22 protein-coding genes and 2 tRNA genes are annotated in these 21853 nt (G+C 65.6%); 10 read left to right on the forward strand and 14 right to left on the reverse strand.

Translation table 11 applies throughout. From position 1 onward, the window contains the following. Nucleotides 1–58 precede the first annotated feature (58 nt). Nucleotides 59–2443 (forward strand): YgiQ family radical SAM protein, encoded by a 2385-nt coding sequence (locus tag KIH07_RS15555; RefSeq protein ID WP_226492836.1) that lies wholly within the window; start codon nt 59–61, stop codon nt 2441–2443. A gap of 22 nt (nt 2444–2465) precedes the next feature. On the opposite strand, the gene choX is transcribed toward KIH07_RS15555, so the two are convergent. Together choX and betC are read right to left on the reverse strand one after the other, a co-directional pair. Further along, nucleotides 2466–3416 carry a choline ABC transporter substrate-binding protein gene (gene choX, locus KIH07_RS15560; RefSeq protein ID WP_413465749.1) on the reverse strand — a complete coding sequence of 317 codons (951 nt, stop codon included), beginning with the start codon at nt 3414–3416 and terminating at the stop codon, nt 2466–2468. A gap of 10 nt (nt 3417–3426) precedes the next feature. Beyond that, complete coding sequence (gene betC, locus KIH07_RS15565; protein WP_226492837.1) at nt 3427–4971, reverse strand: choline-sulfatase; 1545 nt, start codon at nt 4969–4971, stop codon at nt 3427–3429. A gap of 122 nt (nt 4972–5093) precedes the next feature. Here betC and KIH07_RS15570 point away from each other — a divergent pair, with 122 nt between their 5' ends. After that, nucleotides 5094–6083, forward strand: a complete 990-nt coding sequence (locus KIH07_RS15570; protein WP_413465750.1) for a choline sulfate utilization transcriptional regulator — start codon at nt 5094–5096, stop codon at nt 6081–6083. A 194-nt stretch (nt 6084–6277) separates the two neighbouring features. On the opposite strand, the gene KIH07_RS15575 is transcribed toward KIH07_RS15570, so the two are convergent. Further along, nucleotides 6278–6841: a hypothetical protein gene (locus tag KIH07_RS15575; RefSeq protein WP_226492839.1), complete on the reverse strand. Its 564-nt coding sequence runs from the start codon at nt 6839–6841 to the stop codon at nt 6278–6280. A 222-nt stretch (nt 6842–7063) separates the two neighbouring features. On the opposite strand from KIH07_RS15575, the gene KIH07_RS15580 reads away from it, so the two are divergent. From KIH07_RS15580 to KIH07_RS15595, 4 genes are all read left to right on the forward strand, one after another. After that, nucleotides 7064–7888, forward strand: coding sequence for a TraB/GumN family protein (locus KIH07_RS15580; RefSeq protein WP_226492840.1), 825 nt, complete (start codon nt 7064–7066; stop codon nt 7886–7888). A gap of 137 nt (nt 7889–8025) precedes the next feature. Continuing rightward, nucleotides 8026–8535 carry a bacteriohemerythrin gene (locus KIH07_RS15585; protein WP_226492841.1) on the forward strand — a complete coding sequence of 170 codons (510 nt, stop codon included), beginning with the start codon at nt 8026–8028 and terminating at the stop codon, nt 8533–8535. A gap of 75 nt (nt 8536–8610) precedes the next feature. Next, nucleotides 8611–8952, forward strand: a complete 342-nt coding sequence (locus KIH07_RS15590) for a ParD-like family protein (protein WP_226492842.1) — start codon at nt 8611–8613, stop codon at nt 8950–8952. Between the two features lie 12 nt (nt 8953–8964). Then, nucleotides 8965–9582: an AAA family ATPase gene (locus KIH07_RS15595; protein ID WP_226492843.1), complete on the forward strand. Its 618-nt coding sequence runs from the start codon at nt 8965–8967 to the stop codon at nt 9580–9582. Nucleotides 9583–9606: 24 nt separating this feature from the next. Here the strand turns inward: KIH07_RS15595 and KIH07_RS15600 are convergent, their stop codons facing one another. Further along, nucleotides 9607–10080 (reverse strand): Lrp/AsnC family transcriptional regulator, encoded by a 474-nt coding sequence (locus KIH07_RS15600; RefSeq protein WP_226492844.1) that lies wholly within the window; start codon nt 10078–10080, stop codon nt 9607–9609. 114 nt (nt 10081–10194) lie between these two features. Between KIH07_RS15600 and KIH07_RS15605 the strand changes: the two genes are divergently transcribed. Together KIH07_RS15605 and KIH07_RS15610 are read left to right on the forward strand one after the other, a co-directional pair. Then, entirely contained in the window at nt 10195–10887 is a 693-nt protein-coding gene (locus tag KIH07_RS15605; protein ID WP_226492845.1) for an aspartate/glutamate racemase family protein, read from the forward strand. Between the two features lie 23 nt (nt 10888–10910). Next, nucleotides 10911–11780: a class II glutamine amidotransferase gene (locus KIH07_RS15610; RefSeq protein ID WP_226492846.1), complete on the forward strand. Its 870-nt coding sequence runs from the start codon at nt 10911–10913 to the stop codon at nt 11778–11780. Between the two features lie 9 nt (nt 11781–11789). Here the strand turns inward: KIH07_RS15610 and KIH07_RS15615 are convergent, their stop codons facing one another. Both KIH07_RS15615 and pobA read right to left on the reverse strand, forming a co-directional pair. Then, on the reverse strand, nt 11790–12710 hold the full coding sequence (locus KIH07_RS15615; RefSeq protein WP_226492847.1) for a CoA transferase: 921 nt from the start codon (nt 12708–12710) through the stop codon (nt 11790–11792). A 209-nt stretch (nt 12711–12919) separates the two neighbouring features. Further along, on the reverse strand, nt 12920–14104 hold the full coding sequence (gene pobA, locus KIH07_RS15620; RefSeq protein WP_226492848.1) for a 4-hydroxybenzoate 3-monooxygenase: 1185 nt from the start codon (nt 14102–14104) through the stop codon (nt 12920–12922). Nucleotides 14105–14336: 232 nt separating this feature from the next. On the opposite strand from pobA, the gene KIH07_RS15625 reads away from it, so the two are divergent. Then, complete coding sequence (locus tag KIH07_RS15625) at nt 14337–15119, forward strand: IclR family transcriptional regulator C-terminal domain-containing protein (protein WP_226492849.1); 783 nt, start codon at nt 14337–14339, stop codon at nt 15117–15119. Nucleotides 15120–15154: 35 nt separating this feature from the next. Here the strand turns inward: KIH07_RS15625 and KIH07_RS15630 are convergent, their stop codons facing one another. From KIH07_RS15630 to KIH07_RS15665, 8 genes are all read right to left on the reverse strand, one after another. Further along, on the reverse strand, nt 15155–15871 hold the full coding sequence (locus tag KIH07_RS15630; protein ID WP_226492850.1) for an ABC transporter ATP-binding protein: 717 nt from the start codon (nt 15869–15871) through the stop codon (nt 15155–15157). Continuing rightward, a complete protein-coding gene (locus KIH07_RS15635) occupies nt 15868–16632 on the reverse strand; it encodes an ABC transporter ATP-binding protein (RefSeq protein WP_226492851.1) in 765 nt (254 codons plus the stop codon). The genes KIH07_RS15630 and KIH07_RS15635 overlap by 4 nt, the downstream gene beginning before the upstream one ends. Then, nucleotides 16625–17626: a branched-chain amino acid ABC transporter permease gene (locus KIH07_RS15640; RefSeq protein ID WP_226492852.1), complete on the reverse strand. Its 1002-nt coding sequence runs from the start codon at nt 17624–17626 to the stop codon at nt 16625–16627. The genes KIH07_RS15635 and KIH07_RS15640 overlap by 8 nt, the downstream gene beginning before the upstream one ends. Next, on the reverse strand, nt 17623–18486 hold the full coding sequence (locus KIH07_RS15645; protein WP_226492853.1) for a branched-chain amino acid ABC transporter permease: 864 nt from the start codon (nt 18484–18486) through the stop codon (nt 17623–17625). The genes KIH07_RS15640 and KIH07_RS15645 overlap by 4 nt, the downstream gene beginning before the upstream one ends. A gap of 75 nt (nt 18487–18561) precedes the next feature. Continuing rightward, nucleotides 18562–19749 carry an ABC transporter substrate-binding protein gene (locus tag KIH07_RS15650; protein WP_226492854.1) on the reverse strand — a complete coding sequence of 396 codons (1188 nt, stop codon included), beginning with the start codon at nt 19747–19749 and terminating at the stop codon, nt 18562–18564. Between the two features lie 380 nt (nt 19750–20129). Next, nucleotides 20130–20206, reverse strand: a tRNA-Arg gene (locus KIH07_RS15655). A gap of 60 nt (nt 20207–20266) precedes the next feature. Continuing rightward, nucleotides 20267–20343 (reverse strand) — tRNA-Pro (locus tag KIH07_RS15660). 60 nt (nt 20344–20403) lie between these two features. Continuing rightward, nucleotides 20404–21108 (reverse strand): glutathione binding-like protein, encoded by a 705-nt coding sequence (locus KIH07_RS15665; protein WP_226492855.1) that lies wholly within the window; start codon nt 21106–21108, stop codon nt 20404–20406. 73 nt (nt 21109–21181) lie between these two features. On the opposite strand from KIH07_RS15665, the gene KIH07_RS15670 reads away from it, so the two are divergent. Further along, a complete protein-coding gene (locus KIH07_RS15670) occupies nt 21182–21841 on the forward strand; it encodes a hypothetical protein (protein ID WP_226492856.1) in 660 nt (219 codons plus the stop codon). The last annotated feature ends 12 nt before the right edge of the window (nt 21842–21853 follow it).

Consider the following 21853-nt stretch of genomic DNA (forward strand, 5'->3'; position numbering starts at 1 on the left):
CCATTAGCAAGGTTGATGGCCAGCCCCTACACTTGTGGGTTATCCCCCGATTGCCCCTATGAACGCCCCCGTCGACGTCTCCTTTTTCGCGCGCGCCGCCAAGCCGCTGACCAGCTACCGCCCCTACTGGGCCAAGCGGTTCGGCGTGGCGCCGTTCCTGCCCATGAGCCGCGCCGAGATGGAGCAGCTGGGTTGGGACTCGTGCGACATCGTTCTGGTGACGGGCGACGCCTACGTGGACCACCCCAGCTTCGGCATGGCGGTGATCGGGCGCGTGCTGGAGGCGCAAGGCTTTCGCGTCGGCATCATCGCCCAGCCCGACTGGCAGAGCGCCGAGCCCTTCAAGGCGCTGGGCAAGCCCAACCTGTTCTGGGGCGTGACCGCGGGGAACATGGATTCCATGATCAACCGGTACACGGCCGATCGGAAGATCCGCAGCGACGACGCCTACACCCCCGGTGACGTGGGCGGCAAACGCCCCGACCGCGCCGCCATCGTCTACAGCCAGCGCTGCCGCGAGGCCTACAAAGACGTGCCCATCGTGCTCGGCGGCATCGAAGGCAGCCTGCGCCGCATCGCCCACTACGACTACTGGAGCGACAAGGTGCGCCGCAGCATCGTGGTGGACAGCAAATGCGACCTGCTGCTCTACGGCAACGCCGAACGCGCGCTGGTCGAGGTGGCGCACCGCATCGCCGCGCGCGAACCCGTCGAACACATCACCGACGTGCGCGGCACCGCCTTCATCCGCCGTCCGCACGACCCGACCGCCGAGGGCTGGATCGAGTTGGATTCCAGCGAGGTGGACCAGCCGGGCCATGTGGAAGACCACATCAACCCCTACCTGACCACCAGTGAACAAGCGCAGGCGCAGGGCCAGAGCTGTTCGAAGGAAGATGGCTCCCAACCCCCTCTCCCGCCTGCGGGAGAGGGCCGGGGTGAGGGCGCTTCAGCCTACAAACCCATCACCATCCACCGCCCCCAGGGCACCGGCGGCGTGGCCAAGCTGCCGCGCGAACGTACCGTCATCCGCCTGCCCAGCTACGAGCAGGTCAGGAGCGACGCCGTGCTCTACGCCCACGCCAACCGCGTGCTGCATCTGGAAACCAACCCCGGAAACGCCCGCGCGCTGGTACAGGCGCACGGCGAAGGCGCGACCGCGCGCGACGTGTGGATCAACCCACCGCCGATTCCGCTGACCACGGCCGAGATGGACTACGCCTTCGATCTGCCGTACGCCCGCAGCCCGCACCCGGCCTACGCCGACGAACACGGCAAACACGACGGCGCGACCAAGATCCCGGCCTGGGAAATGATCCGCTTCTCGATCAACATCATGCGCGGCTGCTTCGGCGGCTGCACCTTCTGTTCCATCACCGAGCACGAAGGCCGCATCATCCAGAGCCGTTCGGAAGACTCGATCATCAAAGAGGTCGAAGACATCCGCGACAAGGTGGAGGGTTTCACCGGCGTCATTTCCGACCTGGGTGGCCCCACCGCCAACATGTACCGCCTGGGCTGCAAAAGCCCGGTCATTGAAGCGGCCTGCCGCAAGCCCAGCTGCGTCTACCCCGGCATCTGTCAGAACCTGCACACCAACCACGACCCGCTCATCAAGATCTACCGCCGGGCGCGCGCGCTCAAGGGCATCAAGAAGATCCTGATCGGCTCCGGCCTGCGCTACGACCTGGCCGTGAAAAGCCCCGAGTATGTGAAGGAACTGGTGCAGCACCACGTGGGCGGCTACCTCAAGATCGCGCCCGAGCACACCGAAGGCGGGCCACTGTCCAAGATGATGAAGCCCGGCATCGGCAGCTACGACCGCTTCAAGACCATGTTCGAGAAGTACAGCGAAGAGGCGGGCAAGAAGCAGTTCCTCATCCCGTACTTCATCGCCGCCCACCCCGGCACCAGCGACGAGGACATGATGAACCTCGCCATCTGGCTGAAGAAAAACGGCTTCCGCGCCGACCAGGTGCAGACCTTCTACCCCAGCCCCATGGCCACCGCCACGGCGATGTACCACACCAGCCTGAACCCGCTCAAAGGCGTGCACCGCGACGACCGGGCCGAAAAGGTGGACATCGTGCGCGGCGACAAACGCCGCCGCCTGCACAAGGCCTTCCTGCGTTACCACGACCCGAACAACTGGCCGCTGCTGCGTGAAGCGCTCAAGACCATGGGCCGCGCCGACCTCATCGGCAACGGCAAACACCACCTGATCCCGACCTTCCAGCCCATGACGGATGGCGGGTACCAGAGCGCGCGGAAGAAGAACTCGACGCCGGGTGGGGCCATCGCGGGCAACGCGGGGGCCAAGACGGGCGGCGGGACGGGGAAGGTGGCGTCAAGCTCCAGTGGCAAGGCGCCGGTCAAAGGGCGCATCCTCACCCAGCACACGGGCTTGCCGCCGCGTGCGGGGGTGAAGGCCAAGGGACGGTAGGTTTGGGCACCCAACCGCCACGCTAGTTCAGTGCCAGCGCTTTCTTCACCGCGACCAGCCCATCGTCGCCACCGTATGTTTTGACCCCTGCCAGCCAGCTGTCCAACACCTTGGGGTTGGCCTTGAGCTGTTTGATGGCAGCGGCTTTGGCGTCCACTCTGGCGTCCAGCACCTCGGTGATGGCCTTGTTCTCCAGGTCCACGCTGAATTCCATTTGTGCGAACAGGCGGCCCACGTTGGGGCACTGGGTGGCGTAGCCCTTGCGGGACACGGTGTTCACCGTGGCGCTACCGTAGTTGGGGCCGAAGTAGTCCTTGTCACCATCCAGGTAGCTGATGCGGAACTTGGTGTTCATCTGGTGGGGTTCCCACGCCAGGAAAACGATCCAGTCCTTGCCTTTTTCTTTGCGTGCCACCTGGCTCAGCATGCTTTGCTCGCTGGACTCCACCAGCGACCAGCCTTCGAGGCCATAGCTCTTGGCGTCGATCATTTTCTTGATGTTCTGGTTGGCGGGAGAACCGGATTCGATGCCGTAGATCTTCTTGTCAAACCTGTCGGCGAACCTGGCCAGGTCGGCGAAGGTTTTCACCCCGGCGTCCGCCACATAGGTGGGCACGGCCAGCGTGAACTTGGCGCCGGGCAGGTTGGCGCGCACCACTTCGAGTGAGCCTTCTTTCACCAACGGTTCCACCAGCGCTTTTTGTGCGGGCATCCAGTTGCCCAGAAACACGTCGATCTGCTCTTTTTTCACCCCCACGTAGGTGATGGGCACGCTCAGCGAGGCCACCTTCTGCTCATAACCCAGGGCGTTCAGCACCACGCCGGCAAAGGCGTTGGTGGCGGTGATGTCGGTCCAGCCCGGGTCGGCCATGCGGACCTGACGGCAGGACGCTGGCTCGGCCGCCTGGGCGTGGCCGGCGAGCATGCCCAGTGACCCAGCAAGGGACGCAACAACGAGGTGACGACTTCCCATGGTGAACTCCTCAAAGGTGAGATGAAACAGTGGTTTGGGCGGAACGGACAATCGGAAAACGGGCACGGGCCTCCAGCGTGTCGAGGTCGATGTGGTTGCGCATGTAGCGTTGGCTGGCGGGCTGGAATGGCTGGTGGTCCCAAGGCTGGGCCGCACCCTGGTTTTGGGCCGCGAAATGAAAGCGGCGGCGCTTCTGGCTGGCGATCACCTGGGCCATGAGCGCAGGCATGTCCCAGCGCTGCGCCACCTCGACGCGGAAGGCCTGCGCCGTGGCCGCGTGGGCAGGGTCGGCCGCCAGGTTGCACAGCTCCAGCGGGTCGGCCGCCAGGTCGTACAGTTGGTCGGGGTCCACCGGGGTGTGCACAAACTTGAACTTGCCGCGGCGCAGCATCACCAGCGGGGCCACGGCGCCTTCGCCCAGGTACTCGCCGATCACCTCGTCATGCCCGCCTGTGCCCGTGAGGTGTGGCCAGAGGCTGCGGCCGTCCAGCGGCTCCGGCAGGGCGGGCGCGGCGCCATGGAACGCCAGGTCCATCAGCGTCGGCAACAGGTCCATCGAAGACACATTCGCCGTCACCCGCGCTGCCTTGAAGCGCTGGGGTGCATGCACGATCAGCGGGATCCGGCAGGCATTCTCGAAGTAGTTCATCTTGTACCAAAGCCCGCGTTCGCCCAGCATGTCACCATGGTCGGACAGCACGACGACGATGGTGTTGTCGGCCTGGCCGGCTTGCTCCAGCGTTTTCAGGATGCGGCCCATCTGGTCGTCCACATACGACACCGCGCCGTAGTAGGCGTGGCGGGCATTGCGCACCTGGTCGTCGCTCAACGGGGTGCGGTCCATGTCGCTCACATGGCGCAGTCGCAGGGTGTGAGGGTCGCGGGGAACCATGTCGTCGCGCACCCGAGGCATGTCGATGTCTTCATGCCGGTAGCGGTCCCAGTATTCGCGGGGAATGGCGTAGGGGTCGTGCGGGTGGGTCATGGAGACCACCATGCAGAATGGGCGCTGATCTTCGTCACGGGCCATGTCAAACAGCTTTTGCTGCGCGAGGAAGGCCACCTCGTCATCGAAGTCCAGCTGGTTGGTGCGCACGCACAGGCCCGCATCCAGCACGGAGCCCATGTTGTGGTACCAGCTGGGGCGCACTTCCGGGTGCTCCCAGTCGGGGGTCCAGCCGAAGTCGGCGGGGTAGATGTCGGTGGTCAGCCGCTCTTCAAAGCCATGGGTCTGGTCAGCACCACAAAAATGCATCTTGCCCGAGAGCACGGTGCGGTAGCCCGCGTGACGCAGGTGGTGGGCAAAGGTGAGCACTTCGGACGGCATCTCGGCCGCGTTGTCATATGCCCCGATGACCGACGGCAGCTTGCCGGACAAAAAGACGTAGCGCGAAGGCGCACACAAAGGGCTGTTGGTGTACGCCGACTCGAACACCACACCGGCAGCGGCCAGCGCGTCGATGGTGGGCGTCTTGCACACCGTGTTGCCATATGCCGCCAGTGCTGAGGGCGTCAGCTGGTCGGCCATGAGGATGAGGATATTGGGTGGGCTCACGTTCAAACTACCGGTGTAGACACAACAGCAACATAAAGTTCATTTATGCGATGAGTTCAGTTTATGCAGGCTGTTTGACGTAGTGAAGGCCGTCATTTCTTATGCAGGTATAAATAGTGCTTATGAAAGACATGCGCCGACTCCCCCCTTTGCAAAGCCTGGTGTTCTTTGAAGCCGCGGTGCGGCATCTGAGCTTTACGGCGGCCGCCCGGGAGCTGGGCACCAGCCAGCCGGCGGTCAGCCAGCGCATCAGCTTGCTGGAGGACGACCTGGGCGCGCCCTTGTTCAAGCGGGAGCACCGTGGCGTCTCGCTCACCCCGGAAGGGCTGCAACTGGTCACGGCGGTGCGCGAGAGCCTGAGCTGCATCGGCGAGGTGGCGGCCAAAATCCGGGCGCGGCGCGAGCGCCAGGTGTTGACGGTGGCCACCGACTTCGGCTTTGCCACCTACTGGCTGATGCCGCGCCTGGCCACGCTGCGCGAGCTGGTGCCGGAGCTGGATGTGCGCATCGTCACCAGCCAGAACCAATTTGATATCCGCGGCGAGCCGGTGGACATGGCCATTGCCTTTGGCGACGGGCATTGGCCCGGCTGCAGCGCGGCCCCCTTGATCCCCGAAATCGTGGTGCCGGTTTGCAGCCCCGCCTTCTTTGCGCGGCAGCACCTGAGCGGGCTGGCCGCCGACATGCGCACGCTGCCGCTGCTGCACCTGGAGAGCGCCGAGCCCCAGCGCTGGCTGCAGTGGGACGGCTGGTTTGCAACCCACGGCCTGCGCAGCGCAGGCACTGGGCACGACCTCACGCTCAACAACTACCCGCTGGTGATCCAGGCCGCCATGGCCGGGCAGGGCGTGGCGCTGGGCTGGGCCCCTTTGGTCGATGAACTGGTGCGAAGCGGGCAACTGGTGCCGGCAGTGGACAGCCCGCAGCGCACGGCGCGTGGCTACTTTCTGGTGGAGCCCAACACCCGCCGCAACAGCGAGGCATTGCACCGCTTCCGCCGCTGGATGGTGCAGGAATGCGCGCAAGCGCTGGCAGACAGCCCCTTCAGTGCCGCAGTACCTGCAACCGAAAATTCACAGTCAGATCCCGACTTGGCCCGTGCAGCACCTTGAATCGCTGCGGGTCCGTTGTCAAGACCATGGGCCGCGCCGAAGGGTGCGACCGCAACCGGCAAGGCGCCGACCAAGGGTCGCATCCTGACCCAGCACACGGGCTTGCCGCCACGGGCTGGAGTGAAGGGGCCGTCGTCCGCTGAGTGGTCGCTCCGACGGAGCGGATCCCGCAACGCCCCTTGGCTTATGACCCGTTACCTGAAATCGGCGGCCAGAGGGTTGGCGGGAGCCAGGTGGTCGTTGCTGCCGGCGTCTTTCGGCAGCTGGGGCGCTACCGCCTGCTTGGCTTGGATTTTGGTATACGGAGATGCGCTTCCCCATCCCGTGGGGATTTCATTGGGGTTGTTGGTAATGACCAGAAAAAGCTGCGTTGCATTGGCGGTGATATAGCCTGGATACGCTCCGTCTGGATAGGTCATGCTCATCGTGTCGACTTCTCCGCCCAGAACATTGGCTTTGGGCCCCAGTTGGATCGTCACATTGGGGATAACGGGGATGGCGCCCAAGAGGTTTTTGCAGGCTGGGTCGGAGTAGGCAAGCGTATTGGAATCACTGCCGTTCAGCGAGGTGGCCGACGCTTTTGCCAAGTTGAAGGTGCGGGTTTGAAAGTAGGTTTTGCCGTCGATCGCTTTGTAGGAGAAACAGGCTGACTTCCAGGCTCCGACATACATGTCAGCGGGGTCGTCAGAGCCGCCGCCGCAAGCCACCAGGGCAGAAACACCCACCGACGCCAGGAAAAATTTGAACAAACGATTCACGAAAGACCTCCTTGATGAAGTGAATTAACCGAGATTGCTACAAATTGTAAACCGCGGCGCTACACCGACAATCCGACGATGTTCTCTCGATCCATTTTCTGGCGCCGCTTCACAGCCATGGCAGCGGCATTCGCCGCCTTGTGCTCAGCGATCCCGGCCATGGCTGCGCCTGCCGATGCCGCGTCATGCCCGCCCCAACCCGCACCCCCCAGCCGCGAGCTGATGCAGAAAGCCCAGCAGCAGGCCACCGACCGGGGGTTTCTCTGGCGCATCAGCCGCGATGGGCGCGATTCTTTTCTGTACGGAACGATCCATGCCGGGCGGCCGGAGTGGTTTGCGCTGGGGCCGAAGGCCGAGGCCTCGTTGTCTCGCACGGGTGCGCTGGCGCTGGAGATCAACGTGACCGATCCGGCGGTGGCGGAGGCGCTGCGTGGCGTGATGCAGGGGCCGGTGCGGTCGCTGCCGGCCGAGTTGATGCAGTCGCTGCGTTCGGCCTGGGCGGCCGAATGCCTGCCGGCGGCGGCCCTCGAGCAGGGGGCGGCTGAATACCACGCCACCCTGCTGGCCGTGGCGCAGGCGCAGCGCCAGGGGCTGTTTCCGCTGTATGGCGCGGAGTCGGCGCTGCTGATGCACAGCCTGCGCGTCCAGCGCCCGGTGGTGGGGCTGGAGTCGGTGCAGACGCAGCTCTCGGCGCTGCTGGCACGCGACGACGAAGAGGCCGCCGCCATGGTTCGCGAGATGCTGGCCGAACTGCGGCGCCCCGAGGCCGTGCGTGGCCTGGAGCGGCTGGCGCGGGCCTGGGCGAGCCGCGACCTGAAGGACCTGGAGGCCTATGCCGACTGGTGCGACTGCCTGAACACGCCGACCGACCGGGAGGTGTTTGCCCGCCTGGTGGACGGGCGCAACCCCGGCATGGCCGAGGCGATCGAGCGACTGCACGCCGAGGTGAGCGTGTTCGCGGCCGTGGGTTCGCTGCACATGGTGGGGCCGCAGGGGCTGCCGGCCCTCTTGGCGTCCAAGGGATTCAAGGTCCGTCGCGTGTTCTGAGATGGGCGGCTTGCGGACAGGAAGCGAAGACTTGAGATAAGTCATGAACTGCGCTGATTCCCCCACGGCGCAGCGGGCTTTCTTACACAATTCGTTACTTCCGGGCGGCACCTGTCGTCCATTTGGGGACACTTTCCATGGCACATCTGAACTGGACGCCCGATCTTGAAACGGGCATCCGCGAAATCGACGGGCAGCACAAGCGCATCGTCGACTACATCAACCAGCTCTACGACGCCCGTGACCATCACGACCGCGAGGCCGTGGGTGCTGTGATCGACGAAATGGTGGACTACACGCTGTCGCACTTCGCATTCGAAGAATCCTTGATGGCGGACGCCGGCTACATGTTCGCCGGCCCGCACAAGAAGGTGCACGAGCTGTTCACGCGCCGGGTGGGCGAATACCGCATGCGCTTCGAGGCGGGTGAAGACGTCGCGTCCGATCTGCACGCCATGCTCTCGCGCTGGCTGTTCAACCACATCCGCAACGACGACCGCAGCTACGCCGACGCGGTGAAGGTCTACCTGAAGAACGTCAGCCACGGCGAGGCCGACATGAAGGCCCAGATCAAGGAAGAGCTGATCCGTGAGCTGCAGCTGAAAAAGAAGCGCGGATTCTTCGCACGGCTGTTCGGCCAGGACTGAACGCTGAACCGGGCTGCCGCAGAGTGGTCAACTGGCCTGAAATGGCGCAAAATGCGCCAAACAGGAGTTTTCGCCATGTCCTCCACCCCCAGCCCGTTTGCGTCCGTGAAACTGCCCTCCGCCCTGGTGCAGCAGGCCCGAGAAGCGGCCCAGCCGCAGCGCCGCTCAATTGCGGGTCAGATCGAATACTGGGCCACCCTGGGGCGCATTGCCGACGAAACCGGCCTCACCGTGCAGGAGGCGCGCGAGGCGATTGCGCTCTACGACGCCCGCCATCGCGCCCCGGCAGATGAGTCCCTTGACGCCATCGAGGCGCGCTTCATGGCCGCCGAATCCACCGGCCGCCTGGCCCAGGCGGTGCGCGACACCGTGCTGGCCAACCGCCAGAAAACCGCGCCCACCCGCCGCGCCGCCTGACGCCGCTGCCCCTTGGCCGCTCCGGTCTTTTACCTGCTGGCCGGCCCCAACGGCGCGGGCAAGTCCACGCTGTACCGCAGCGCGGTGGTCCAGGGCCTGATTCCCGCCAACGCCGAATTCGTCAACGCCGACCTGCACGAGGCGGGCCATCTGCAACATGTGGCCGACGCCGCCGAGCGCTCGCGCCAGGCCCGCCAGTGGGCCGATGCGCGGCGGGTGCAGTGTCTGGCCGAAGGCCGCTCGTTCGCCAGCGAAACCGTGTTTTCCCACACCTCCAAGCTCGATCTGATGGCGGCGGCCCGCCGCGCCGGGTTCAGCGTGGTGCTGCTCGTGGTGTGTGTGGACGACCCGCAGCAGTTGCTCGCCCGGGTGAACCAGCGGGTGGAAGAGGGCGGCCACCCGGTGCCACCCGAGCGCATCCTGGCGCGTTACCCGCGCACCGTGCGGCACCTGAGCGTGGCGGTGCGGCGGGCCGATCTGGCGCTGCTCTACGACACATCGCAACCGCTCGACCAGGTGTTTCAGCCGCCGCGGCTGGTGGCGCGGTTGCGCGGCGGTGAGCTGGTGTGGCAGGCCGACCCGCTGCCGGCCTGGGCCCGCCACGTGGTGTCGCCCGAGCCCATGCGATGAGCGGCCGAGGCTTCTGCTCGCGGGTCAGTCCGCGTAGTCCAGCGGCAGGGCGGTGGTGAACTTCAGCTCCTCCATGGCGAAACTGCTGCTCACGTCCGAGAGTTCGATGGAGCGGATCAGACGCTTGTAGACCGCGCCGTAGGCCGCGATGTCGGGCACCACTACGCGCAGCAGGTAGTCCACGTCGCCGCTCATGCGGTAGAACTCGACGATCTCGGGAATGTCGCGCACGGTGTCGCGAAAACCCTCGAACCAGGCTTGGCTGTGCTGGTTGGTGCGCACCCCCACGAACACCGTCACGCCCAGGTTGATCTTGCGCGGGTCGACCAGGGCCACGTGGCGGGTGATGAAACCGTGTTCGCGCAGCCGCTGAATGCGCCGCCAGCAGGGTGTGGACGACAGGTTCACCGCTTGCGCCAGATCGGCCAGCGGTGTTTCCGCATCGCGTTGCAGGATCGCAAGAAGCTGCCGATCAATCGCATCCAGTTTCTTTTTCATGTCAATTCATGGAAACAGTTTCTACATTAGGCCATTTTTTGAACTGAAAAGGCAAGCCGGTTCTGCGCCCGCCCACGCACACTCCCTGCATTCGCAACACGCTTTGGAGCACGCATGAAAACCATTGGCCTGATCGGCGGCATGAGCTGGGAGTCCACCACCCTCTATTACCAATTGATCAACCGCGAGGTGGCCCGGCGCCTGGGTGGCCTCAGCAGTGCCCGCCTCAACCTGGTGAGCCTGGACTTCCAGGACATCGCCCAACGGCAGCGCGCCGGCGACTGGCCGGGCATGGCGGACATCCTGCGCCAGGCGGCGCGGCGTCTGCAGGAGACCGGCGCCCAGTGCCTGCTGATCGGCACCAACACCATGCACAAGCTGGCGCCAGAGGTCCAGGCGGCGTCCGACGTGCCCTTGCTGCACATCGCCGACGTGACCGCCGACGCCATCCTGGCGCAGGGGCTGGACGCAGTCGGCCTCATGGGCACGCGCTTCACCATGGAGCAGGACTTCTACGTGGAGCGGCTGGCCTCGCGCGGCATCCGCTGCGTCATCCCCGACGAGGCCGAGCGCATCGAGATCCACCGCATCATCTTCGAAGAGCTGTGCCAGGGGCAGTTGCCGCCCGCATCGCGCGCCTGGCTCTCGGCCTGCATCGAGTCGCTCAAGGCACGTGGGGCCCAGGGCGTGGTGCTGGGTTGCACCGAGCTGCCGCTGATCGTGGGGCCGGACGACAGCTGCCTGCCCACGTTCGACACCACCGCGCTGCACGCCATGGCGGCCGTGAACTTCGCCCTGGCCGACTGAGCGGCTTCGAGGAGCGCACCGACATGTGTCAACTGCTGGGCATGAGCTGCAACACCACCGCGTCCATCCGGTTTTCGTTCACCGGCTTTGCGCAGCGCGGGGGCTGCACCGCCGACCACGTGGACGGCTGGGGCATCGCGTTCTACGAACCCACCGGCTCGCGCATGTTTCTCGACGACCGGCCGGCGAGCGAATCGAGGCTGGCGGAATTCGTGCGCAGCTACCCGATCCAGTCGCGCACGGTGATCTCGCACATCCGCAAGGCCACGCAGGGCACGGTGAGCCTGGCCAACACCCATCCGTTCACCCGCGAGTGGCTGGGGCAGAACTGGTTCTTTGCCCACAACGGCGATCTGCGCAACTTCCACCCGGCGCTCGACGGCGGTTTTTTGCCGGTGGGCAACACCGACAGCGAGAAGGCCTTCTGCTACCTGATGCAATGCCTGCGGCAGACCTTTGCCGACCGGCTGCGCCCACCGGAGTGGGCCGAGCTGGCGCCGGTGCTGGCCCGGCTCAACCGCGAGGTGGCGCGCTACGGCAACTTCAACTACCTGCTGACCAACGGCGATGCGCTGTATGCCCACTGCTCCAGCCAGCTGGCCTGCCTGGAGCGCGCGCATCCCTTCCCCATGGCCCGGCTGGTGGACTGCGACATCCGCATGGACCTGAGCGCGCTCAATGGCGAGGCGGACCGCATGGTCATCGTCGCCACCGAACCGCTGACGCTGGACGAGCCCTGGCAAGCGCTGCGCACGGGTGAGAGCAAGGTGTTTGTGATGGGGCGGGAAGTCTGGTCGCACCACGAGCCCGAAACCATCCGCTTTCCGCTGCCCACCAGCACGGCCGGCCGGGCCTGGCCGCTGCCGCAGGCCGGGCTCGTGGCACCTGCCTGAGATCCGCGTTCAGGCCGGCAAGGTGTGCAGGGGTATGTCGCGGGCAGCGGCGAGCTGGTCGAGTTGCTGGCGCGTCTGGCCGGCCAGGAAGCGGGCGATGGCGGTGTGCACCTCGGGCCGGAACATCGTGCGCACATCGGCCATTGCCACGCCCGTGGCAGCGCAGAGGGACGCGGCGAAGTGCGGCTCCAGCGCGGCCAGGGCCACGCGGCCGTCCTGGCAGGGATAGACGCGGTAGCCCGCATGGGCGCCGCCCACCGAGCCGCTGGGCAGGGTCAGGCCCCAGTCGCGGGGCAGGGCGAGCCAGGCGGCGGCGTCGGACAGCGCGACCTCCTGGAACGACCCCTGGCCACGGGTCTTTTGCGCCAGAACGGCCTTCAGGGCCGCCTCGCTGGCCATGAGCGCGCCGCCCATGTCGGCAAACAGCGTGGCCGGCAGGTCCAGCCCGGTCACAAGGCCGGCGTGGGCCAGATACGTCAGGTCGTGCCCCGGCTCTTCGGCGCGCGCGCCCGGCGCACCCACGATGGCCACCACAGACAGCGCCGGGTAGGCCTTGTGCAGCGCCTTCCAGGAGAGGCCCAGCTTGGCCAGCGCCGAAGGGCGGAACGAGGTCAGCAGCAGGTCGGTGCGGGCCAGCTCTTTGTGCAGCCGGGCCTGGCCCTTGTCCGTCTTCAGGTCGATGCTCAGGACCCGGATGCCCGCGTGCAGCGTGGCGTAGGCGGTCGGGTTGTACTGGCCCATCGGATCGCCGCTGGTGCCCGCGGGCGCGCCCTTAGGTCCGGGCGGTTCGGCCTTGAGGCAGGTCGCGCCCATGGCCTTGAGGCGCATGAGCGCGGCCGGCCCGGGCAGGTTGAGCGCCAGGCTGAGCACGCGCACGCCGCGCAGCGGCTTGAGGGGTTTGATCGGGGTGGAGGCGGTGTTGGGCGGCATGGCGTTACAGATTGACGTTCACGTCAATGTATCGCCATGGCAGGTGGTTTCGAAGCGCGAGTGCGACAACCTTGCGACAAAATCCCGATGCAAACGCCGCCTCCGGCCCGATGTGACTTCACCCAGGATGCGGTGGAACCGGCTTTGCCGGGCCACTCGCATCGCCCCTTTGAGGGGGTGACGCCGCAGGCGGCGCGGGGGTGGGCCATCTACTCCCCGAAATTCAGCGGCAGGCCGACGTAGTTCTCGGCGATGGTTTTCAGACCCGCTTCCGAGTGCATCAGGTAGTCCAACTCGGCCTGCTGCAGCTTGCCGTTGATGGCGCCTTCGCCATCGAAGTTGTGCATGATCGACGTGAACCACCACGAGAAGCGCTCGGCGCGCCAGATGCGTTTGAGGCAACGCTCGGAGTAGCTGTCGATGCCGGCCTCGGTCTTGTCCTGGTAGAACTCGATGAGGGCGTTCGAGAGGTACTTCACGTCGGTGGCGGCCAGGTTCAGGCCCTTGGCGCCGGTGGGCGGCACGATGTGGCCCGCGTCGCCCGCCAGGAACATGCGGCCAAAGCGCAGCGGCTCGGTGACGAAGCTGCGCAGCGGCGCGATGCTCTTTTCCAGGCTCGGGCCGGTGACCAGCTGGTCGGCGGCTTCGGGGTCCAGGCGCAGCTTGAGTTCGGCCCAGAAGGCGTCGTCGCTCCACTGCTCGATCTTGTCGGTCAGCGGCACCTGCAGGTAGTAGCGGCTGCGCGTGTGGCTGCGCTGCGAGCACAGCGCAAAACCCCGCGGGTGGTTCACGTAGATCAGTTCGTGGTGCACCGGCGGCGTGTCCGAGAGCAGGCCGAGCCAGCCGAAGGGGTAGACCTTCTCGAACTCCTTGATGGCCGAGCGCGGCGCGCTGGCGCGGCACACGCCGTGGAAGCCGTCGCAGCCGGCGATGAAGTCGCAGTCAATGGTGTGGGTCTGGCCGTCTTTCTCGTAGGTGACGCGCGGCTGGGTGGTGTCGAAATCGTGCACCTGCACGTTGGCCGCTTCATAGACCGTGGGCAGGCCGGCGGCCGCGCGTGCGTCCATCAGGTCGCGGGTGACTTCGGTCTGGCCATAGACCATCACCTTCTTGCCGCCGGTGAGTTTTTCCAGGTCGATGCGGTGGCGCACGCCGTTGAACAGCATGTCGAACCCGCTGTGCACCAGGCCTTCGGCATGCATGCGCTGGCCCACGCCCGCTTCGTCCATCAGGTCGGCGGCTACCTGTTCCAGCACGCCGGCGCGGATGCGGCCGAGCACGTAGTCGGGCGTCTGGCGCTCCAGAATGATGGCGTCGATGCCGGCCTTGTGCAGCAACTGGCCGAGCAGCAGGCCGGAGGGGCCTGCACCGATGATGGCAACCTGGGTACGCATGTGAGTGGGTTCACCCCCGCGCCGCCTTCGGCGTCACCCCCTCAAGGGGGCGGAACCTGCCGCCCGGCAAAGCCGGCTCGGCGGTTCCCTGGCATTGGCTGCCTCAGGCGTGGCGGGTGGGCAAAGAATGTGGTTGAAGGAATCTGCAGAATAGGTAGAAGCCATCGGGTTTTCAATAGATGAAGTCGCTGCCTGCGCGATCATCAGTGGTTATGTGCGATCATCGCGCAGCATGAACAATGAAGCGAAACTGATTGCCAAGGCCGACTTCATCGAAGGCATGGCCAAGGGCATGGCCGTGCTGGAGAGTTTCGACACCGAACGCCAGCGGCTCAATGCCACGCAGGCCGCCGAGCGCGCCGGCCTGACCCGCGCGGCCGCCCGGCGCCATCTGCTCACGCTGGCCTACCTGGGCTATCTGGACACCGACGGCACGCACTACTGGCTCTCGGCCAAGGTGCTGCGTTTCTCGGGCAGCTATTTGTCTTCGGCCCGCCTGCCGCGCCTGCTGCAGCCCACGCTGAACCGGCTGGCGGCGCAGACGCGCGAGTCGTTTTCCGCCGTGGTGCTCGACGGCGACGAGGTGGTGATCGTGGCGCGCAGCGTGTCCATTGGCGGTCAGCGCCTCATGGCTTATGGCCTGCACCTGGGTGCGCGCCTGCCGGTGCATGCGACGTCCACCGGCCGCGTGCTGCTGGCGGCCTTGCCGCGCGTCGAATTCAACGCCTGGCTCAAGGGCCGCGAACTGGCGCGGCTGACGCCGAAGACCACCATCGACCACAAGGCGTTTCGCGCGGCCGTGGCACGGGTGAAGGCCGACGACCACGCCGTGGCCAGCGAGGAACACGAGCTCGGCGTGCACGCGCTGGCCGTGCCGCTGCGCAACATGCAGGGAAAAACGGTGGCGGCGCTCAACGTGGTGGCCTCGCCCGACCGGCTGGCGCCCGAGGTGATGCGCCAGGACCTGTTGCCGCTGCTGCTGGACGCGGCAAGAGAGCTCAGACCGTTGTTATGAAAACGGCGCCCTTTGCGGCGCGGGGGAGGGCCAGCTCAAACCCCGAGGTACTGCTCCAGCAATTCCGGCTTCGACAGCAGTTCGTCGGAACTGCCTTCGAACGCCACCTCACCCTTGACGAGGATGACGTTGCGGTCGGTGATCTGGGTCACGTGTTTCCAGTTCTTGTCCACGATCACGCTGCTGATGCCGCTCTCGCGGATCAGGCCGCAGATGCGCCAGATCTCGCGCGCGATCAGCGGCGCCAGACCTTCGGTGGCTTCGTCGAGGATCAGCACGTCGGGGTTGGTCATGAGCGCGCGGCCGATGGTCAGCATCTGCTGCTCGCCGCCACTGAGTTGCTGGCCGCCGTGGTTCAGGCGCTCGGCGAGACGGGGGAAGGTTTCCAGCACGCGGTCGTAGGTCCAGTCGCGCTGGCCCTTGCAGCCCGCGCGGGCCGACATGACCAGGTTTTCCTTCACGCTCAGGTTGCCGAAGATGCCCCGGCCTTCGGGCACGTAGGCGATGCCTTCGCGCGCGATCTCGTAGGTGGAGGCGCCCGTCATGGGCCGGCCCTTGATGAGCACGCCGCCGCCGCTGGGCTTGACGATGCCCATGAGCGACTTGAGCAGGGTCGTCTTGCCCATGCCGTTGCGGCCCATCAGACCGATGGTCTGGCCCTGGCCGACCGTGAAGTCCACACCGCGCAGGATGTGGCTGGCGCCGTAGTGGGTGTGCAGGCCGGAGGCCTGGATCAGCGGCGTGGCTTTCATGCGTGGTCCTCTCCGAGATACGCCGCTTGCACCAGAGGGTCGCTGCGCACCTGGGCCGGCGTGCCGCTGGCAATCACCTGGCCATTGACCATCACGGTGAGCTGATCGGCCAGCGAGAACACGGCGTCCATATCGTGCTCCACCAGCATCATGGCGTGGTTCTTCTTCAGCTTCTGCAGCAGGGCGATCATGCTTTCGGCCTCGGCCTGCCCCATGCCGGCCAGGGGTTCGTCGAGCAGCAGCACGGTGGGCTCGGTCGCCAGGGTCATGGCGATTTCGAGCTGGCGCTGTTCACCGTGGCTGGTGGTGCCGGCCACGGTCTGGCTGCGGTGCGTCAGGCCAGCGAGCTCGATGGCGCGCTCGCAGCGCTGGTTGACCCCGGCCATGGCCTGGGCCGAGCCGATCCAGCGCAGCGGGTTCCAGGGCCAGTGGCGCTCGCGCGATTGCGCGGCCAGCCGCACGTTGTCCCACACCGTGAAGGGCAGGAAGATGTTGGTCTTCTGGTAGCTGCGGCCCAGACCCAGGCGGGAGATCGATTCGGGCGAATGGCCGGCGGTTTCCGTGCCGTTGAGCGTGATGCTCCCCGAGGTGGGTGGCAGGTCGCCCGAGAGCAGGTTGGTCAGGGTGGACTTGCCCGCCCCGTTGGGGCCGATCACGGCATGGATGTGGTCGCGGAACAGATCCACCGACACGTCGTTCACGGCGGCCAGGCCGCCGAAACGTTTGGTCAGGCTGCGGGCGCTCAGCAGGAGATCACTCATCGCTGTTCACCCCGCGGCGGCGCTGGAACTTTTCGCTCAGGCCGAGCAGGCCACGCGGCGCGAACACCACCACCAGCACGATGAAGCCGCCCATGAGCAGTTGCCAGTGTTTGGTGAGGTCTTTGAAAAAGTGCATCACGTATTCGAACGCGAAGGCGCCCACGATGGCCCCGGCGAAATTGCCCATGCCGCCCAGGATCACCATCATGATGGCGTGCGCGCTCATGTGAAAACCCATGAGATCGGGGTTCACGAAACCGGTCTGCGCGGCCCACAGGAACCCGGCCACGCCGGCCAGGGTGCCGGCCAGCGTGAAGGCGGCGAGCTTGTAGCCGAAGGTGCCGTAGCCCACGGCGCGCATGCGGTGCTCGTTGACGCGGATGCCCGCGAGCACGCGGCCAAACGGCGAGAACAGCAGGCGGCGCAGGAAGGCGTAGACGGCCACCAGCATCGCCAGCGTGAAGTAATAGAAGGTGGTCTTGTTTTCCAGGTCGATGCCGGCCCAGCCGAACAGGGTCGCGTCGGGCCGGAAGTTGACGTACAGGCCATCCGATCCCCCGAGCTCCTTGTTGTCGAAGAACAGGAAGAACACCATCTGCGCGAAGGCCATGGTGACCATGATGAAGTAGATGCCGTGCGTGCGCACCACGAAGAAGCCGATCACCAGCGCCGCCAGCCCGGCACCGAGAGCCGACACCGGCAGCGCCCACCACAGGCTGATGGGTGTGTCGGCCGGGGTCAGGAACGCCAGCGCGTAGCCGGCCAGGCCGAAGTAGGCGGCGTGGCCGAGCGACACCAGGCCGCTCACGCCCTGCAGCAGGTCCAGGCTCATGGCGAAGATCGCCAGGATCATCATCTGCGAGAGCATCTGCAGGTAGAAGTCGGCGCTGTCGGAGGGCACCAGCGGAAACGCCGCGAGCGCGATCGCACCCAGCGCCAGCAGCACCTGCACGCTGCGCGGCAGTTTTTCGAGTTGGGCTTTGGGCGAACTCATTGTTTGAACAGGCCTTCAGGTTTGTAGAGCAGCACGCCGGCCATCAGCATGTAGACCGCCATGCCGGCGATCTGTGGCAGCAGCACCTTGCCGAAGGTGTCCACCAGGCCGACCATGAGCGCGGCCACCAGCGCGCCGCGCACCGAGCCGATACCTCCGATGACCACCACCACGAAACACATGATCAGCACCGAGCTGCCCATGCCGGGGTACACGCTGGAGATCGGCGAGGCGATCATGCCGGCGATGGCGGCCAGCGCCACGCCCAGCGCGAACACCACGCCGTGGATCAGGCGGATGTTGATGCCCAGGGCCTCGGTCATTTCGCGGTTGAAGGCGCCGGCGCGGATCTTCATGCCGAGGCGGGTTTTGGAAATCAGCAAATACAGGCCCAGCGCCAGCGCCACGCACACCGCCGAGATCACCAGCCGGTAGACCGGGTAAGACAGGTTGTCCGTGAGCGGGATGGACCAGTTCACCAGTTCGGGCACCGGGACCGAGTGCACGTCGTCGCCCCAGAGGATGGAGCGCACTTCTTCAAAGATGTAGATCAGGCCGAAGGTGAGCAGCACCTGGTCGAGGTGGTCGCGGTGGTAGAAGTGGCGGAACAGCAGCCATTCCAGCGCCCAGCCCAGCGCCACGGCGAGCAGCGTGCCCACCACGATGGCCAGCACCAGGCTGTCGAACTGCGAAGCCAGAAACCAGGCGAGGTAGGCCCCCAGCATGTAGAAGCTGCCATGGGCCAGGTTGACCACACCCATGATGCCGAAGATCAGGGTGAGGCCTGCGGCCAGCATGAACAGCAACAGGCCGTATTGCAGGCTGTTGAGCAACTGGATCAGGAAGTTGGCGAAGTCCATCGGATCGGTGATTGGGCGCAGACAGGGCCTGCACCTCGAAAGGCGCAGACCTCGGGCAAGGTTTCAGAACCGGGCTCAGCCCATGCGACAGCCGGTGGCCGGGTCGGCCACGGCCTTCTGCGCAATGCCGATGACCTTGTTTTCCTTGTTTTCCACCTTGCGCAGGTACATGTCCTGGATCGGGTTGTGGGCCTTGCTCATGGTCCACTGGCCACGCGGGCTGTCGATGGTCGCGCCTTCCATGGCCGCGTACAGCGCCTTCTTGCTCGACAGGTCGCCCTTGACCGCGTTGGCGCCCTTGACCAGCAGCAGACCGGTGTCGTAACCCTGCACGGCGTACACGTCGGGCTGGGCCTTGAAGGTTTTGGCGTAGTCGAGGCGGAATTTCTTGTTGCGCGGCGTGTCCAGCGAGTCGCTGTAGTGCATGGTGGTCAACACGCCGTCGGCGGCCGGGCCGGCGGCTTCGAGCACACCCTCGGTCAGGAAGCCCGAGCCGTAGAGCTGGATGTTCTTGTTCAGGCCAGCGGCGGCGTAGTCGCGCAGGAACTTGGCGGCGCCGCCACCCGCGAAGAAGCAGGCCACGGCGTCGGGTTTGAGCGAAGCGATTTCGGTCAGCAGCGCCTGGAACTCCACGTTCGGGAAGGGCAGGCCGAGCTTCTTGACGATGGTGCCGCCCGCGGCGGTGTAGCTCTGCTCGAAGCCTTCATAGGCCTCTTCGCCGGCCGCGTAGTTCCAGGTGATCCACACCGCCTTCTTGTGGCCGCGTTCCACCATGGCCTTGCCCAGCGCCAGCGTGGGTTGCGAGTTGCTGAACGAGGTGCGAAACACGTTGGGCGCGCACTGGGCGCGGGTGGCCACGTGCACACCGGCGTTGGGGATCAGGTTGAGCACGCCACTGTCGCGCGCCACCTTGTGGATGCCCATCTGCACGCCCGAGTGCACCGTGCCCACCAGCACGTCGACCTTGTCGCGCTGCACCAGGCGGTTGGCGTTTTCGATGCCCTTGGCGGGGTTGGACTCATCGTCCACCTTGAAAAACTCCACCTCGCGCCCGCCGAGCTTGCCGCCCTGTTCGTTGAGCGCCATGCGGAAACCGTTTTCGATCGCCACGCCGAGCTGCGCAAACGTGCCGGTGTAGGGCAGCATGAAGCCCACACGGACCTTGTCGGACTGGGCCCGGACGATCTGCGGCAGCAGCAAGCCGCTGGAAGCGGCGCCGATCACGGCGGCACTGCGGGTAAGGACAAGACGGCGGGTGGTCATGGGGTTCTCCAAGTGTGTGGTTTCAAGGGTCGGATCACTGTATGCGGGCGGCGTGGTCTTTGGGATAGTGAATTACCCGTACTTGATGTCTAAACTATTGATGCATGAATGTCACCGGTTTCGTGCTGGCGAGCCAGGCTGCTTGGTGATTTATATTGCATTCAATGGGCCCCATTCGGGGCGCCATAAGCGCGTTGGCTGATGCACTATATTGCATGATATGAAGTCTGATGCCCCGTGAAAACCCTTGGTCTGTTGCCGGGGATGGAGCATGCACGAGCGCACGCGACCAGTCCGCCGACGCGGCGTTCCAGCAAGGGGGTGGCGAAATTGGGGAAGAGGGGGCGGGAGCGTTCGCATGGACGCTGCTCGCGCAGGGGTGGCCTACCCGGAGGGACTCGAACCCCCGACCTGCTGCTTAGAAGGCAGCTGCTCTATCCAGTTGAGCTACGGGTAGACGATGGGTCTGCCGATACAAAAAAGGCCCACGACGTGGGCCTTTTTGTTCTTCGATGAATGGTCGGAGCGGCGGGATTCGAACTCGCGACCCTCTGCTCCCAAAGCAGATGCGCTACCAGGCTGCGCTACGCTCCGACTAAGCGGCGAATTGTACCCGCTGGCAGACCCGCTTCCGGGCGGGCGATGGATTTTTGTTCAGTGTTTCTGGTACTGCGTCTGTCCGAACAGCACGTCGCGCGCCTTGTCGTCGGTGAGTGGCTGGCGCGCATCGGCCAGGACGGCCACTCCACGCACCACGGCCGGCCGGGCCGCGATGCGGTCGAACCAGTCTTTCAGCCGGGGGTGGTCGGCCCAGTCAATGCCCTGGTTCCGCCAGCTCCGCAGCCACGGGAAGATGGCGATGTCGGCCACGGAATACTGGTTGCCCGCGATGAACTTGTGTTCGGCCAGTTGCTTGTCCATCACGCCGTACAGGCGCCGGGCCTCGTTGGTGTAGCGGTTGATGGCGTAGTCGATCTTTTCCGGGGCGTAGATGCGGAAGTGGTGCGCCTGGCCGAGCATGGGGCCGACGCCGCCCATCTGGAACATCAGCCACTCCAGCACCTTGAATTTGGCCCGGTCCGACTTGGGCAGGAACTTGCCGGTTTTGGCGGCCAGGTAGAGCAGGATGGCGCCCGATTCAAACAGGCTGATGGGCTTGCCATCGGGCCCATTCGTGTCGACCAGCGCGGGGATCTTGTTGTTGGGACTGATTTTGAGAAACTCGGGCTTGAACTGGTCGCCCTGGCCGATGTTGACGGGATGGACACGCCAGTCTCGCCCCAGGCGCAAGCCGCATTCTTCCAGCATGATGTGGACCTTGTGCCCGTTGGGCGTGGGCCAGGAGTAGACGTCGATCATGGGTCGCGTGCCTCTTTCTTTTGATGGGTGGTTGTCTTTCCGCCCGAACGACTTTACGGGAAAACCATTGGCGATGTTTGAGCGGTTTCAGAATCTGCTGCGCGCAGGCAGCGATGGGCTTTCGACCGATGCCGTGCACAGCTGGTCCGAGGCGCGTTCGCTGCACTTCACGCACATGCCCGAGAGCGGCTTTGTCCTCAGCGGCCTGCTGCACGGCCGGCCGCTGCGGGTTGAATACGGTGCGCCTGCGCGCCTGTTCATCCGTGGGCGCGAGCTTTCGGCGCGGGCCGAACTGGCGCTGGACACGGCGGCCACGGTGGTGCTGATGAACCGCCATCTCAAGCAGCAGTTGACCGAGCAGGCACACCGTTTGTACGAGCAGGTCACGGACGAACTGCAGACCGTGACCGAGCCGCTGCCCGAGGAGATGCGCTGGGTGTCCATGTACCGGGACCTGGGCTGGGAAGGCCCGGACCCCGCATTCTGGGCGCGCTACGCGGTGCTGGCCGACGCGGCCGACACCGCAAGACACTGGGTCGATGATGCGATGGTGGCCCGGTTGATGGCGTGGCCGGATGCCGGCGTTGATGCGCAGACGCCGGTGTTGCTGATGCTCATGCGCGGCAAGACCTATCTGCGCATGCAGGTGCCGAGCAAGAACCCCACCGCCAGTGTGCTGTACGCGCTCGACCTGTTCGAGCACGCGAGCGCCCGCGCGATGGAGCTGCCGTAGGACCGCGGGTGC

It is taken from the genome of Hydrogenophaga taeniospiralis, from assembly GCF_020510445.1.
Lineage (GTDB): Bacteria > Pseudomonadota > Gammaproteobacteria > Burkholderiales > Burkholderiaceae_C > Hydrogenophaga.